Genomic DNA, 15537 nt, shown 5'->3' on the forward strand with positions numbered 1-15537 from the left:
CCTCCGTTCATCATGGTTTCATCATGTCATGGCGAGGAGAAGGGCACGTCCAGCACGGGGCGCGTCTTCGCGTCCGGCAAATCGTAGTGCCACCACTCCATGCGGTTGCGCTTGAAGCCCGCGCCTTCCATGGCCTCGCGCAGGATTTCGCGGTGCTTGCGCGACGCCTCGGTGCCGCCCTCGTACCCATGGTGCGCGGCGCGGCTGAAGGTGTCGAAGGGGGTGGGCATCTCCACCTCCTTGCCTTCAAGCGTCGTCAGCGTGAGGTCCACCGCCCCGCCCCGGTTGTGGTTGGAGCCGGTGCGCGGGTTGGCGACGTAGCCGGGCACCGGCATGATTTCCCACATCTGGTACTGCACCGCGCGCGGCCGGTAGCAGTCGTACACCTTCAGCCGGTAGCCCTGGGCACGCAGCACGTCCGCGGCCTTCTTCAGGCGCTCGGCCGACTCGGGCAGCAGCAGGCAGCTCGCCGTGTCCGGGTACACCTTCCGCTTCAGGAAGTTGTCCGCCGTCGCGTAGCGCAGGTCCACGACCAGGTCCGACACCACCGTGGTGGCGTCCACCAGGGAGGCCGCGGCCTTCGGCGTCGACGGGGCCTTCGGCGTTCCCGCGTCGTTGGCCAGCGCGGGCCCGGACGACAGGCCCAGCGCCACCACCACGCCCCAGCCCAGGCGCGGCGTCACGCGGACTCCGTGTAGCGCGTGGGGTCCGGAACGCCGGCTTCCTCGAAGCCCTTCTTGCGCAGCACGCAGCTGTCACAGCGCCCACAGGCGCGGCCCTGGGTGTCCGGGTCGTAGCAGGAGTGCGTCAGGCCGTAGTCCACGCCCAGCTTCACGCCTTCACGGATGATGTCCGCCTTCGTCAGGCCGGACAGCGGCGCGTGCACGGTGAAGCGCGCACCCTCCACGCCCGCCTTGGTGGCCAGGTTGGCCATCGATTCGAAGGAACGGATGAACTCCGGGCGGCAGTCCGGATAGCCGCTGTAGTCCACCGCGTTGACGCCGATGTAGATGTCCGTGCTGCCCACCACCTCCGCCAGCCCCAGCGCCAGCGAGAGGAACAGCGCGTTGCGCGCCGGCACGTACGTCACGGGGATGCCGTGGCTCATCTCATCCGAGGGCCGGTCCTTGGGCACCTCGATGTCCGCCGTCAGCGCGGAGCCGCCCACCTGCCGCAGGTCGATGGACACCACCCGGAAGTCCGTCACGCCCATGGCGGCGGCGACCTTCTTCGCCTGCTCCAGCTCCACGGCGTGCCGCTGTCCGTAGGCCACCGCCAGGCAGACGGGCTCGAAACCCTTCGCCTTGGCCATGGCCAGGCACGTCGTCGAATCCAGGCCGCCCGAAATCAACACCACCGCGCGCTTCACCATCAATCCCTCCGCTCTCCCTGCACGGTGTACACCGTGGTGCAGGTGGTCGGCTGGCAATTGCAGTTGCGGGTCCCCGGCAAGAAGATGTCCGTGAGGGAGCCGCACGCCAGCGACACGTCGTAACCGTTCTCCGTGGGGCCCGGCACCGAACCGTCGGGGATGCCGCCGTCGAACTGGCGGCAGTCCCGGCTGAGGCTGCGCGCCTGGCTGTCGCTGAAGAGCGTCACCCGCAGCGTCTCCTCGATGGCGGAGTCCTCGCAGCCCGTGCCACAGGACGCGCGGGGCGCGACGGCCTTCAGCGTGGACGTGGCCACCTGCCCTTCATAGCCCGCGTCCCGCGAGTAGCCCTGCACGGTGAAGAAGCCCGTGCCCGCGTCCGTGTCGCGCGAGAAGGTGCCCTCGAAGAGGAACACGCCGGCGTCGTTGGTTTGCGCGAAGTCCGGCACCGAGGCGTCGCACGTGGTGCGCGCGGCATCCAGCCGGGCCTCGAAGCGGAACGAACCGAGCACCTGGTCACCCGGGTACACCGGTTCGGAATAGCAGGCCATCGCCACGGCGACGGCCGTGACGGGCAGGGCGGCGAGAGCGAGACGCTTCACGTGCATGGCGGCGCCACGCTACACGGCCAGGCGCCGTCCAGCACGCAAAGGGCCAGCGCCCGGAAGGTGTCGCCACGGGCAAGCACGGCGCCTACATCCACCTGCGCCGGGTCCCCTCCGCGCACCTCCGCGTCGAGCCGCGCCAGGACGCGCCCCGCCGCCAGCGAGGCCGGCACGGCGCGGAAGGCCGCCACCGCCGCCACTTCCATACCCGGCACCGGACCGGGACGGGCCAGCTTGACGCCGCTTTCACCCAGCGCCAGCGCCAGCGCGCACAGGTACCCCAGCTCGGAGGCGCCGAAGCAGGACAGCGCGCCCGCGCCCAGCACCAGCACGTCGCCGCTGGCCAGGTACGCCTCCACCCCGCCCACCGGGTCCATCACGAGCTGCAGCGAGCCCGCACCCAGCGAGGACAGGACGGGACGAAGCGCCGCGGCCAGCCGGGGCAGGCGCTCGGCCGTCACCGGCACCGCGCCGGCGGGCACCGGGTGCTCGAAGCCCGAGGGCACCGGCAGCGCGGACACCGGAGCCTGCGGCGCCGCCGCGTCGCTGGAGGACAGGGCCGCGCCCACGCCGTCCGCGCGCTGCGAGTCCTCCGTCCGGCCCAGCGCCCGCAGGGCCTCCGCGTAGAGCGTCCACCCATCCACGTCCAGCGGGTGCTCCCGGAGCAGGTGCGGCCAGATGCGGACGGCCAGGGACACACCCTCGGGCACCGTGGAGAGATGCTCGGCGGCCATGCGGGTGACTTCAGGGGACAGCTCGCCAGCGTCGAAGAGGCGCGCGGCGAGCCGGGCTCCAGGCGACACCAACTGTGCGTCCAGGTAGCCGCGGAGGATGGCCTCCAACACCGCGGGTTCGTCGGTGAGCCGCTCACGCAGGCGCAGGGCCTCGCCGGTGAGGCCGCGCTCCTCCGCCAACCTCGCGCGGCGGGCCAGCCGTTCGTCCGTCTCCGGCAACCGCTCGAGCTGCGCGGCAGCGTCCGCCACCATGCCCAGCGCCTCGTAGGCGTCCGCCAACCGCTCGCGGTAGGTGTTGCCGGACTCGGCGCCCGCGGCCTGCTCCAGCCGCTCCACCAGCGACACGAAGACAGCGGGCTCCTCGCCCAGGTCCACCAGCGACAACAGGTGCCGTAGGGAATGGAGCTGCGCGGGGTCGTCCTTCAGGGCCTGCTCGAAGGCTTCGCGTGCCTCGGGCAGCTGCTCCAGCGGGCTGAGCAACAGCTCGCCGCGCTCCAGGTGCAGGACGGCGCGAGCCGCCGCGTCCGACTCTTCGTCGGCCAGCTGCGACAGCGTGCGCACGCAGGCCTCGTAGCGGCCCAGCTCCAGCTCCAGCGCGTGACGCTCGCGCAAGAGCGCCTTGCGCCGCGAGGGCCAGCCGTCCGCCGCCATGGCCAGCGCTTCCACCCGCACCGTGCCCGGCTGCGCATGCACTTGCGCCAGCACCGCCTCCGCCAGCGCCTCCGGGAGCTTCTCCAGGGTGGGCAGCAACAGCGTCAGACGGGCCGCGAAGCCCGGCTCGGGCGCCAGCTCTTCCAGCGCGCGCAGGCGAGGCAGTACCGAGGCCGCCGCCGAGCGGAGCACCTCGTCGCGCAGCGCCACCGCGAACGCGGCGTCACGCGCGGCGGACAGGCCCGCGAGCTCCAACAACCCTTCCGCGTCGCCTTCCGCGCGCAGGCCATCCGCCAGGGCCGAGGCATGCGCGGGGTCCGCGTCCGCCAGCGCGGCCAGGGCCCACAGCGCCTCGCGCGTGCGCGCCGCGTCGCCCGCCTGCGCGGCCATGGCCAGCGCGTCGGTCAGGTCGCCCGAGGCCATGGCGGGCGCGAAGCCCACTTCCAGCGCGCGAGCGAAGGCGCCCAGCCGGCCGAAGCGCTCGGCCAGCTCCGAGGGCGCGAGCATGTCCGGCGCCTCGGTGGCGATGCGCTCGAACACCTCCAGCGCCTCACCATGCTCGCCCGCCTTCTCCCAGAGGCCCGCGGCCTCCAGCAGCAGCGGGGGGCGCTCCTCCGGCGCCGCCAGTCGCGCGGCCTGAAGTAGCGCACGCGCCGCGCGAGGCGCCTCGCCCGACGCGCGGTACAGGTGGGCCACCCGCAGGGCGGCGTCGACGTCCGGATCCACCGAGGCGGCGTCCTTCGCCGCCTTCAGGGCCTCCGGCAGCTGTCCGGCGGCCTCGAAGCCCCGCGCGGCCGCCATGAGCAGGACCTGCCGCTCGCGGCCAGAGGCCAGCTCCGCGCGCGCCACCTGCACCTCGGCGCGGCGCGCGGGCGCGTCCTTCAGCAGCGGCTCCAGGGCTTCCAGCGCATCCGCGTAACCCGCGCCCGAGGCGCCACGCGCGGCCACATCCTCCAGTGCCTCGCGCGCCACGTCCTCGCGGCCCGCGGCACGCGCGAGCGCAGCCAGCTCCAGCCGCAGCACCGCGGCCTCGTCGGCGTCCTCGACGCGCGGCACCAACTGCTCCAGCGCCTCCTGCAGCCGCGTGGAATCGCCCCGCTGACGCAGGCCCACCACCAGAGCCTGGAGCGCGGTGAGTTCCTCCGGCGCGGCCTCCGCGGCGCGCTGGGTCAGCGTCCAGGCCGCGTCTTCATCCGCCAGCGAGTTGGAGGCCACCGACGCGGCGGCCAACAGCAGCTCCGCCGCGCGACGGCCACCCGCTGCCTCCGCGCCCGAGGCGTACACGTCCAGCAGGTCGCCATGACGTCCCAGGGCGTGCAGCCCCGCCACGGCCCGGTCGATGACGGACGCATCCGCGGGACGCAGGCGCGCCAGCGGCAACAGCGCGTCGATGGCGTCCTTCGGGTCGTCGAAGAGGTCCGCCGCGCGGCGGTAGAGCACCTCGGCGGTGGCGGCGTCCTCCGCATGGCGCGCCAACTGGAGCGACGCCCGGTAGAGGCCCGGCGCGTTGCCCGTGCGCGAGTGCACCTCGGCCAGAAGCGACAGCGCCTCGCGGCCGCGCTCGCCTTCCGGCTCCAGCGCCACCACGGACTCGAAGGCATCCGCCGCGTCGTGGAACGCGCCCGCGCCAAGCGAGGCATGGCCCAACCGCAACCAGGTCCGCGTTCGCACCGGCACCGGCAGCGCGTCGCCTCCCACGTCCAGCAGGCGGCGGTCATAGGGGCGCGCGGCGACGGGGCCTCCGCCCTTCGCGGCCAGCTCGGCGCGCGCGGACAGGGCGTCCACGTCGTCCCCCGCCAGGGAGAGGTATTCGTCGAAGGCCTCCGCGGCCAGCAGCGCCTCGCCCGCGTCCAGCAGGCGAGAGGCACGCTCGCGCAGCAGCGGCAGGGCCTCCGACGTGGACAGCGCCGCGGCGCGCTGGGACAGCAGGTCCGCCAGCCGGCGCACGTCCCCGGCCGCGCGCTCGCGCACGTGCTCGAAGGCCTCCGCGCTCGCGGGGCTCAGCTCGAAGGCCTGGTCCTCGCACAGCAGCGCCCGCTCGCGGGCACCGGCGGCGCGGAAGGCACGGGCGGCGGACAGGTAGCTCTCCGCGGCGCCCGCGGCATCCTGGCGCTGCGCCCTGCGCAGCATCAGCTCGGCGAGCGCCTGGTGGTCCTCGGCCTCCTCCAGGAAGGCGAGGTGCCGGGCGAAGACGGGCTCGCGGAACGGGTCCGCCTCCAGCAGCACCGCGTCGAACTCCGCGGCGTCCGCGTGGCGCTTCACCTCGTGCAACAGCTCCGCCGCCTGCGCGGTGAGCTCCAGGTCGTCCGGGCGCGCGCCACGCGCCGCGATGAAGGCCGCGGCGGCGGCCTCCGGGCGCCCTGCCCGGTCGCGGTACAGCACGGCGGCGCGCAGGAACAGCTCCGCGCGACGGGCAGCGTCGGGCTCGCCTTCCGCGCACTCCTCGTACCAGGCCGCCAGCTCCGCCAGCCGGCCGTCGCTCTCCAGGAGCTTCTCCAGCAGGCCCTCGGCCTCCGTCAGCGCCCGGTCCTTGCGCAGCGCCGAGCGCAGCAACTCCTCGGCCTTCGCCACGTCCGACAGCACGCCCAGGTTCAGCCGCGCCAGCCGCAGCAACACGGCCGCGGCCTCGCCCGCGTCATCCAACAGCGGCAGCGCGCGCTCCAGCCAACGCGCCTCGGCCTCCGCGTCGTCGCGACGCTCGGCCAGCGCCGCTCCCAGCTTCGCGGTGCCCAGGTCCACGGCCAGGGCGAAGGCGCGCTCCAGCGCGACCTCGGCGCCGGCGGGGTCCAGCTTCACGTCGCGCAGCAGCTTCGCCCGGTAGCGCTCGCACGCGGCGGCCTCGGACTGCTGCCCCCGCGCCTCCAGCAAGTCGCGCGCATCCGCCAGCGCCCGCAGCGCGTCGTCCGCGCGGCCCAGGTCGACCGCGAGCCGGGCCTCTTCCTGATAGGCCTCGAGCGCCGCGTCCGGGTCCCCTGCCTCGAGGCTGAGGGTGGCCACCTGGCGCAGCTCGGCGAGCAACTCCAAGGTGCGGCCAGTCTCCCGGTGCAGCGCCGCCAACCGGCGACGCAGCGGCAGCGGCTCCGACGCCAGCGACGCGGCGCGCGCCAGCAGCGAGGCCGCCACACCCGCGTCCGCGAGCACCTCGCGGGCCCGCGCCGACAGCTCGACGAGCCGCTGCACGGTGTCCTCGGACGGCGCCAATGCGTGCGCGTGGGTGACGCGCACCTCGAAGGCGCCGCGCGGGTCATCCTTCTCCAGCAGCGCGGCCAGACGCATTACGGCGGCCTCGCACAGGGGCCGCTCGGCGAGCAGCTTCCGGTACGCGGCCGCCGCGCGCTTCGTCTCTCCGGTCTGCTCGGCCAGCTCCGCCAGCCGCAGCCACGTGGACTCCGCGGCCTCCGGCGCGCTGTGAAAATCCGCGGCGGCGGCGAGTGCGTCTTGCAGCGGCAGCGCCTCGATGACCGCGCCGCGCAGGTAGAGCAGCTCCGCCAGCGACGCCAGCTCCGCCCCCTGCGCGGGGACCAGCGAGTGGGCCTTGCGCGCCAGCTTCAGCGCCTTGTCCAGGTCGTGCGCGCCGCGCGCATGGCCTGCGCCCTCGCGCAGCAGCAGCGCGGCGTCCTGCGCCGTGGCGCTCTCCGCCGCGGTCTCCAGCAACGCCGCGGCCTCGCGCAGCTCGCCACGCTCCGCCACCAGCGAGACGAGGCGACGGCGAACGGCGGCATCGGACGGGGACAGGCGCAGCGCCTGTCGCAGCGCGGCCTCGGCGGGCACCGGCTGCGACAACCGGTCCAGGTAGAGGCTGGCCAGCTCGGCGTACATCGCGGCCGCCTCGGCGGGCGCCACGTGGGGGGCCTCCGTGGAGAGCAGCTCGGCCAGCGCGGCCCAGTCCTCCCGGGCCCGCAGCACGCGCTGGAGCGCGGCGGTGGCCTGCGCGTGCCGGGGTGCCAACGCGAGCGCTGCCTCCAGGCTCTGCCCCGCGTCCTCCAGGCGGCCGCTGGACTCCAGCAGCGCGGCGCGCGCCAGCAGCGCCTCCACGCGGCGAGGCGCGGGCCCCTGGAGCGCCGCTTCAGCGAGCGCGGTGGCCTCGTCCTCCGGCTTGCCATCACGGCGCGCCAACTCAGCAAGGGAGAAGAAGGCGTCACACCGCTCCGCCGCGGACAGGTCCAGCGCGATGGCCGCGCCCAGGGCCTCGCGCGCGAGGACGCGCTCGTCCTTCTCCACCAGCGTGGCGGACAGGGCCAGCAGGCGCTCGCGAGCGCGGGTGGCGAGGTTGGCGTCAGCGGACACGGCGCGGCGCCAGACGTCCAGCTCCGCGGCCTCGTCGCCCGACTCGCGCGCCAGCTCCGTCAGCGCGAGCAGCAGCGATGCGGGACGACGAGAACCCTTCGCGGCCTCCGAGAAGTCGTCACGCGCGGCGGACACCCGGCCCGCGGCGCGGTGAAGCACGGCGCGCCGGGCCAGCAACTCCGCGCGCGCCTCGCCCGAGGCGGCGGCCACGAGCGTGCTCAGCAACTCCAGCCGCTCCGTCTCCTCCTCTGGCGTGCCGGTGCCGGGCGGAGGCAGCAGGTCCAGCAGCGACTGCGCCGCCCAGGTGTCGTGCGGCTCCTCCAGGCGCAGGCTGCGCAACGCGTCCACCGCGGTGGTGGCGCGCCCCAGGCCCAGCGACAGCTCCGCCAGCTCGCGGCGAGCGGCGCGGCGGGGCTCGCCGGACAGGCGCGGCCACAGCTCCACCAGCAGGTCCGCCAGGGCCTCGCGCGCACCGGCCTTGCGATGCAGCGACGCCAGCTCCACCCGGGCGTCCAGGTCTTCCGGCGCGCGGGCGCTGTACTCGGCCAGCAGGCGGCGGGCGGCATCCGTGCGGTTCGCGCGCACCGCGGCGGTGGCGGCCTTGCGCGTCAGGGCCACGCGCTCGCTCTCACGCGGCGCATCGCTGTCCGCGGGCGGCAGGGCCAGCACCGCCTCGAAGTCCTCCAAGGCGGCGCGGGCATCCGTGGGCAGGCGCAGCTCACCCCGGCGCTGGCGCGCGGGCGCATAGCTCGCGTCACGCTCCAGGGCGTCCGCGAGGAAGGCCTCCTCGCGGCTGGTCCCCGCGGCGAGCAGCGAGGCGCGGAACAGCAGCTTCGCGCCAGCGCGGGCCTCGGGCATCAGCGCAGCGCGGCGCGCGTACAGGCGCGCGGCCTCCAGCTTCTCGCCTCGCTCCAGCTCCAGCTCGGCCAGCGACTCCAGCACCTCGGCGGCCAGCGGGCCCTCGGGGCTCGCCTCCAGCGCGGCAGTCAGGCGCATCAGCGCGGCGGCGTTCTCCCCTCGCTCCAGCAGCGCGCGAGCGCTCTGGAGGAACAGCGGCGCGGCCTCCTCGGCGCGGTCGGCGCCCATCAGCGCCTGGGCGCGGTTGGCCCACAGCTCGGCCAGCGCCTGCGACTCCCCGGCCTCCGTGTAGAGCGCTTCCAGGCGCGCGGCCAGGGCATCATCCAGCCGGCGCAGCGGGAAGGCCTGCGCGTAGGCGGCGATGGCGCCTTCGCGGTCACCCAGCATCTCGCACGCGCGGCCCAACCGGGAGCGCACGTCCGCCAGCTTCTCCGGCGCCGCCGTGCGAGGCAGCGTGGACAGCAAGGTCTCCAGCGCGCGCCGCGCATGCTCGGGGCGCTCGCAGCGCAGCGACAGGTCCGCCAGGTCCAGCAGCACCGCGGCGTCCGGCGCCAGCCGCGCGGCCTTCTCCAGCGCCACCAGCGCGTCACCCACGCGGCCCAGCCGGGCCTCCAGCACTCCGGCCAGCTCACGCAGCGCCGCCGCGGCCAGCCGCTTGTCGCCCTGCGCCTCGGCCACCCGCGCGCGCACCTCCAGCGCGTCGGCGAGCCCCGCCATGTCGGCGCGCTTGCGCTGCAACGCGCACAGCTCGCCCAGCGCGGGCAGGTCATCCGGCTCGGCGCGCAGCACTTCCTGGAGCGCGTGGACCGCTAGGTCCAAATCGAAGGCCAGGTCGCGCGCGGCCACCGCGAGCCGGCGGTACTTCTGCGCGCGCTCCTTCAGGTCCGTGGCGAGCCGCGCCAGCGAAGACAGGCACCGCGTCAGCAGCGCGCCGTCACGCCGGGCCTCGGCCAGCGCCAGCAACGACTCCAGCGCGGGCCGGTGGTCGCCATCCGCCTCCAGCGCCAGCAGGAGCAGCCGCTCCGCCTTCTCCGGCTGTTGCAGCTTGCCCCGGTACAGCTCGCCCGCCTCGGCCCAGGCCGCCGCGCGCTTGCCGGGCGCGTCCTGGAGTGCCGCGGACTTCTCCAACGCCTCCGCCAGCTCCTGCGAGCGGCCCGTGGCGCGGAAGTACGGAATCAGTTCCTCCAGCGCCACCGCGTCGCGCGGGTCCAACGCCAGCGCGGACTCCAGGTGCTCGCGCGCCCGCGCCGGGTCACCCAGCCGCGTGCGGTACAGCCGCGCCAGGGCGTGGTGGCTGGCGTGCGCGGCGTGGCGCACCCCTTCCGAGCGCGGCGCCGGCCCCGCCAGCTCCAGCGCCTGCTGGTAGCCCGCGAGCGCCTCCTGCAACCGGCCCAGTCCCTCCGCCACGCGCGCGGCGGCGAACAGCGGCTCCGGCTCACCGGGCAGCAGCGACACCGCCTCACGGAAGCGCAGCAGCGCGTTCTCCGGCTGCTTCAGTCCTTCGTCCCACACGCGGCCGGCCATCAGGTCGGCATGGCCCACCCGGTCCAGCTCGTGGCGGCCCATGGCCACCTCGCGCAGACGGTCCAGGGCCTTCAGCGCGCGCAGGTGCTCGCCACCGCGATGGCACAGCTCGCCCAACAGCAGCAGCGCGTCCGGGTGGTCCGGCGCCAGCCGCAGCGCGGCCTCGCAGTGCAGGCGCGCGCCGGCGATGTCGTCTTCCGTCTGCGCGCACAGCCGGGCCAGATGCACGTGCGCATCGGCGGCCTCGGCCGGGTCGCGAGCGAGCGCCGCCAACCGGCGATAGGCCCGCACCGCGCCGGCCCTGTCACGGGCCTGGTCCGACGCACGCGCCAGCGCCTTGAGGGAAGGCAGGTGGTCGGGCTTGAGCCCCAGCAGTTCGTGCAGCGCCTTCACCGCCACCTGCGGCGCGGTGTCTCGCGAGCAGCGGGCGGCGGCCTCGGCGGCGAAGAAGGCCGCGGCCTCCTCCGAGGTCCGGCGCGCGAGCGCGCACAGCGCCAGGTAGCGCTCGGCGGCGCGGGCACCTTCGCCCCGGCGCTCGCGCACCACGGCCTCGCCCCAGAGCGAAGCAGGGCTGCGGTCCCTGCGGCGTTGCAGCGTCGCCGCCACGTCCAGCGCCAGGTCATGCGCTTGCGGGTCCGCCACCATCAGCGACAGCAGCCGCTCGGCGGCGAAGGGGTGCGCGTCCTGCGCATCACCGGCTTGGAGGTACGCCTGACGCGCGTCAGCCAGCCGGCCCTGCGCGATGAGCCCTTCGGCATCCGCGAAGGCCCGAGCGCCCTCGAGCGCGAGCAGCAGCTCCTCGTCCGGAGGCGACGGCGGCGGCAGGCCCCCCGCGGAGAAGCGCAGGCGCAGGCCCGTGCTGGAGACCTCCGCGGCCGACAGGCGCGCGGTGTCCAGCGTCGGCATCTTGTAGCCGCGACTCACCGCCGCCAGCTGGCACAGCACGGGCAAGACGCGCGTGGAGAACCCCGTGGCCCCGCGGACCTCGACATCCGGCACCAGCGCCAGCGCGCCCACTGCCGCGGACAAGAGCCCCGGCACCTGCACGGACGGCGTGGAGGAGAAGCCGTAGAGGCGAACATCGTAGAGGTAGACGGCGAGCCGCTCCCCATCCGCGTCGAACGCCACCTTGAAGGTGAAGGGCGTGTGCTCCGGCGCGGGCAGCCGGCCCTGGCCTTCAAGGTAGCCGGGCCGGAAGTGCAGGCGCAGGTCCTCGATGCCGGCCAGACGCCCGGCCAGCTCCGCCACCCGGCGCGTCACCAGGTCCGCGTCGACGGACAGCTCGAGGAAGCCGAAGTGCAGCTTCTTGCGCTGATAGCGCGTGGCGCCGGCGCTGACGTTGAAGGGGAAGCTGACGTCCGGAATCTGGAGCGCGAAGTCGGAGATGCGCAGTCCCGGCAGGACCTCCAGCGCCGGGAAGCCCACGAACGCCCTGCGGTCCAGCAGGCGCAATTCGGGGGCGGCGGCGCGCGCATCCAGCGCCGTGGCGGGCTTGGGAGAATCGCTTTCGGTAGCCATCGCGGGAGCAGGGACGTTAGCACGGGCTCCAAGCCCTCGAAATTTCTGGCAAACCCCCGCTTGTGGGGCAAGCAACGAAGCGTGATGGCTCCCTGAATCCAGGGTGAAGGAACGGGCTGCGCCCTGGGCCGAAGTCGGACAAGATGCGCCCCGCGTGTTGGCCCCTGACTCCCTTGTCCTCGACGGTCGCTTCCGGGTTCTCCGTCCGCTGGGTTCAGGCGGAATGGGTGAGGTCTACCTTGGCGAACAGGTCTCCCTTGGCCGCAAGGTGGCCATCAAGGTCCTGCACCATGACCTCCACGCCCAGGCAGGCATGGCGGAGCGCTTCAAGCGCGAGGCACGCCTCCTCTCCGCCGTGGAGCACCCCGCCGTGGTGCGCATCGTCGACTTCGGCGAGTCCGGCGACCACGCGTGCCTCGTCATGGAGTTCGTCGAAGGTGAGAGCCTGTATGACGTGCTCACGCCGGGCCCCATGCCCCCGGGCCGCGGGCTGCCGCTGCTCCAGCAGCTGGCGGAGGGCCTGGCCGCCATCCACGACAAGGGCATCATCCACCGCGACCTGAAGCCGGAGAACGTCTTCATCGCCAAGAGCGCCCGGGGCGAGCAGGCCCGGCTGCTGGACTTCGGCATCGCGCGGCTCGTGGAACCGGACGCCTCCAGCAGCGTCAGCCAGGTGGGTGTGGTGCTGGGCACGCCGGAGTACCTGTCGCCGGAGCAGGCCGTGGGCGCGAAGGTGGACACGCGCAGCGACCTGTACTCGTTCGGCGTGCTGACCTACCGCGTGCTGTCCGGGCGGCTCCCCTTCGACGGGCCCCTGCCGCGAAACTTCCTGTCGCAGCACGCCTCCGCCGCGCCGCTGCCGCTGGACCGCGCGGCTCCCACCCTGTCGCGCTATGTGGGCCTGCTGTCGCTGGTGATGCGCCTGCTGGAGAAGGACGCGAGCAAGCGTCCCCAGAGCGCGCACGAACTGGCCGACGCGTTGGCCGCGGCGCACTCCGCCCTCTCCGCCTTCACGCCCGGCCTGGGCACCCCCGCCTACGTCCCGCAGCCGGGAAGTGGCGCCGCGCCCTCCTCGGGCACGTCGGTGTTCGGCACCGGGAGTGCCACGGGGAGCAGCTCGGGTCCCACGGGCACGGCGGCCTTCGCGGGAGTCGCTCCAGCGCCGCAGGCGAGCAGTGGTACCGCCGCGTTCGGCGTGGCCTCCAGCGGCGGCTCGGCCTCGGGCGCCCTGCCGGTGGCCTCCCCGCGCACGGGGACGTCGTCCTTCGGACTGAAGTCCTCCGGCGGCGTGGCCGCGGTGACGGGCGGCAACGCGTCGGTGGTGAAGCCACAGAACCTCACGGTGATGCTCACCGACATCCAGGGCTTCACCGAGCGCACCAGCCGGCAGACGCACGAAGAGAACGCGCGGATGCTGGAGACGCACGACAAGCTGCTGATGCCCCTGGTGAAGGAGCACGACGGGCGGCTGGTCCAGAAGCGCGGGGACGCGTTGCTGGTGGTGTTCCGCTCCCCCACCGCGGGCGTGCTGTGCGGCATGGCCATGCAGGACCGGCTGTGGCGCCACAACCAGACGGTGCCGGAAGTGGACCGCCTCAACGTGCGCGTCTGCCTGCACGCGGGCGAGGTGCTCGCCACGCCGGACTCCGTGCTGGGCGAGCCCATGGAGGTCATCGAAGCCGTGGAGCATGTCGCCAGCGCGGGTGAGGTCACCTTCACCGAAGCGGTGAACCTGGCGCGCAACCGCGCGGAGGTCACCGCCGAGCCCTGCGGCGCCATCACCCTCCCCGGCCGCGACGAGCAACTCCAGCTCTACCGCTGCCAGCGCGCCGCGGAGGGCCCGCCCTTTGGAGACCGCTTCGCCTCGCAAGGCAGCCGGGGCAACGCGCTCGCGCCCCTGCTGGCGAAACTCCAGGCCGTGAAGCTGCCTACCGGCATGGGGGAGATGCTGCGTCAGCGGCCGCGCGAGGCGGCGCTGGTCGCCGGCGCGGTGGTGCTCCTGGGCGCTGGCGCCGCGTGGCTGGGCCAGCGCAACGACGCCGGCACCCGGGCCTTCGCGCTGCTGGAGGATGGGAAGCTGGACGAAGCCCTGGCGCTGATGGACAGCGCCACCGACGAGGAGAAGGAACTGCCCTCGCTGAGGCGCGCACGCGCGGCGGCGCACCATGCCAAGGGGCACCACATCAGCGAACGGACCGCGCTCAGCCACCTGAAGGAGGAGGAGCTCGAGGACGTGGAGCCGCTCATCCTCGACGGCCTCGCGGAGGACTACGGCAAGGAGCCGCTCACTGTCGTGGGGAATGCCCTGACCCGGCTTCCGAAGGACCGCTTGCGCGCCCACTACGAGGACCTGGCCGCGGAGGCGTACTCCCTGCGCCAGTGGGGCGCGCTGCGCTACCTGGAGTTCGCGAAGGCCGCGGACGGGGTGAACCTGGTTCGCGCCTATAGCGAGGCGCTGAACTCCCCGGACTGCGGCATCCGCACCCAGGCCGCCAACCGTCTCGCGGGCCTGGGTGACGCGGATGCCATCCCCGCGCTGGAGCGCGTCACCTCGCTCCCCAAGGCGAAGGGCCTCCTGGGCAGCAAGGACTGCGGCCACGAAGCAGCGGCGACCGCCATCAAGTCACTCAAGCAGAAGAGCGACTGACTCAGTCATCCCGCCGTGCGTGCCCCTTCTTCTTGCCGCGCCCGCGCCCGCGCCGGTCATCGTCGTCGTCATCGTCATCGTCGTCGTCCCAGTCATGTCGGCGGGCCTTCACCTTGTCATCCACCCGCAGGAGGCTGCGTGAGTACGCATCGAAGTCCAGGTGCAGGTGGCCCCTCGCCCTCCGCGTGGAGGCATGGAACTTCACCCGCCACACGTCCCGCCCCTTGCGGTCCGCGTCCTTCAGACGGCACTCATAGCCACGCGAGCGGCATTGGTTGAAGCCCAGGTTCACCGCCTCCCTGTACGTCATCGCCACCGGACGCTGCGGAGGAGGCGGTGGAGGCGGAGGAGGTGAGCGGGTGTGCAGGACACAACCCGAAGCGAGCATCAGACAGCCAATGACAAGGGCGAGTCGCATGCCACCCATGACGCATCAGCGCGGCACATCTTCAAAGCCACGCAGGGTATGAGCCAGGCACTGGAAAGTTACAGCCCTTCAGGCGACGCGAAGGCCGCGAACAGCTCACCGGCGAGATAGGCCCGCGAGCCCTTCGCGGCGGGACGGATGTAGTCGTTGACCACGGGCCCGCCCTGCTCCAGCTGGTGCCTCGAGGGGAATGACAGGTTCAGCCGGCCTCGCGCGACGCCCTTGCCGCCCCGGTGGATGAAGGTGACGGTGCCATGGGCATCCACGGCCTCCACCACACCAATGTGTGTCATGCCGTCGTTGCGGCGGCCATCGCGGTTGCGGTCATACGTCTCACGGAAGAAGACGAGGTCTCCGGGACGCGGCGGCTGGTGGTGGACAGAGCCGACATCCACCGCGCGGCGGAAGATGGCGGAGACGGCGTTCTCTCCCGCGCGGAAGCCGTGCGCCACCAGGTCGATGCCGGCGGAGCGGTACGCCAGGCGCACGAAGCCGGAGCAGTCATCCGGAACGCCGCGGCTGACTCGGCGCAGGCTGCGCATGCCCACGAGTTGGAGGGAGCGCTGGACGATGGAGCGCGACATCTGCGTGGGCGCGAGCACCACGTCCCAGAACCGGCCGGTGGTGCTGGCGGGCCCCGTCACCTGCTCGGCCGCCCGCAGCGTGGCCTCCAGCACGCCCGCGCTCACCCACTGCGTCGCCACCACGGTGGGCGCCACTTCGGCGGTCCCCAGCTCCACCGCCGTGACTGGCACCGGCACCAGCTTCGCGAGGCCTCCTGGCGCGGCCACCGTCACCGCCTCCGTCGTGGCGACAGGCTCCGTGGGGCGCGGCTTCACGGTGGCACACCCCACGAGCATGCTGAGGGGGAAGACGGCAAGGAGTGAAAGGCGGAGCGACATGAGGGGCCGCATTCA

The 15537-nt window shown here is 73.8% G+C and carries 7 protein-coding genes; 1 reads left to right on the forward strand and 6 read right to left on the reverse strand.

Annotated features, from left to right (window positions below):
- Positions 1-26: 26 nt before the first annotated feature.
- Genes ddpX through OZ403_RS33955 form a run of 4 tightly spaced genes read right to left on the reverse strand, consistent with a single transcriptional unit; the run spans position 27 to position 11546 of the window.
- Positions 27-683 carry a D-alanyl-D-alanine dipeptidase gene (ddpX, locus tag OZ403_RS33940; protein WP_268782700.1) on the reverse strand — a complete coding sequence of 219 codons (657 nt, stop codon included), beginning with the start codon at positions 681-683 and terminating at the stop codon, positions 27-29.
- Positions 680-1372, reverse strand: a complete 693-nt coding sequence (queC, locus tag OZ403_RS33945; protein WP_140795363.1) for a 7-cyano-7-deazaguanine synthase QueC — start codon at positions 1370-1372, stop codon at positions 680-682. The genes ddpX and queC overlap by 4 nt, the downstream gene beginning before the upstream one ends.
- Positions 1372-1977, reverse strand: a complete 606-nt coding sequence (locus tag OZ403_RS33950) for a hypothetical protein (RefSeq protein WP_140795364.1) — start codon at positions 1975-1977, stop codon at positions 1372-1374. The genes queC and OZ403_RS33950 overlap by 1 nt, the downstream gene beginning before the upstream one ends.
- Positions 1968-11546 carry a flagellar hook-length control protein FliK gene (locus tag OZ403_RS33955; protein WP_268782701.1) on the reverse strand — a complete coding sequence of 3193 codons (9579 nt, stop codon included), beginning with the start codon at positions 11544-11546 and terminating at the stop codon, positions 1968-1970. The genes OZ403_RS33950 and OZ403_RS33955 overlap by 10 nt, the downstream gene beginning before the upstream one ends.
- Before the next feature lie 223 nt (positions 11547-11769).
- On the opposite strand from OZ403_RS33955, the gene OZ403_RS33960 reads away from it, so the two are divergent.
- Entirely contained in the window at positions 11770-14193 is a 2424-nt protein-coding gene (locus tag OZ403_RS33960) for a protein kinase domain-containing protein (protein WP_268782702.1), read from the forward strand.
- 1 nt (position 14194) lies between these two features.
- On the opposite strand, the gene OZ403_RS33965 is transcribed toward OZ403_RS33960, so the two are convergent.
- Together OZ403_RS33965 and OZ403_RS33970 are read right to left on the reverse strand one after the other, a co-directional pair.
- On the reverse strand, positions 14195-14611 hold the full coding sequence (locus tag OZ403_RS33965) for a hypothetical protein (protein ID WP_268782703.1): 417 nt from the start codon (positions 14609-14611) through the stop codon (positions 14195-14197).
- Positions 14612-14679: 68 nt separating this feature from the next.
- Positions 14680-15534, reverse strand: coding sequence for a CHAP domain-containing protein (locus tag OZ403_RS33970; RefSeq protein WP_328285480.1), 855 nt, complete (start codon positions 15532-15534; stop codon positions 14680-14682).
- Positions 15535-15537: the final 3 nt, after the last annotated feature.

This window comes from Myxococcus sp. NMCA1, assembly GCF_026810205.1.
GTDB lineage: Bacteria > Myxococcota > Myxococcia > Myxococcales > Myxococcaceae > Myxococcus > Myxococcus xanthus_A.

Bases quoted from the DNA above. Each gene is read 5' to 3' on its own strand.
- queC (WP_140795363.1), bottom strand. From the start codon at position 1,372: ATGGTGAAGCGCGCGGTGGTGTTGATTTCGGGCGGCCTGGATTCGACG.
- OZ403_RS33970 (WP_328285480.1), bottom strand. From the start codon at position 15,534: ATGCGGCCCCTCATGTCGCTCCGCCTTTCACTCCTTGCCGTCTTCCCC.
- OZ403_RS33955 (WP_268782701.1), bottom strand. From the start codon at position 11,546: ATGGCTACCGAAAGCGATTCTCCCAAGCCCGCCACGGCGCTGGATGCG.
- OZ403_RS33960 (WP_268782702.1), top strand. From the start codon at position 11,770: ATGGGTGAGGTCTACCTTGGCGAACAGGTCTCCCTTGGCCGCAAGGTG.
- OZ403_RS33965 (WP_268782703.1), bottom strand. From the start codon at position 14,611: ATGCGACTCGCCCTTGTCATTGGCTGTCTGATGCTCGCTTCGGGTTGT.
- OZ403_RS33950 (WP_140795364.1), bottom strand. From the start codon at position 1,977: ATGCACGTGAAGCGTCTCGCTCTCGCCGCCCTGCCCGTCACGGCCGTC.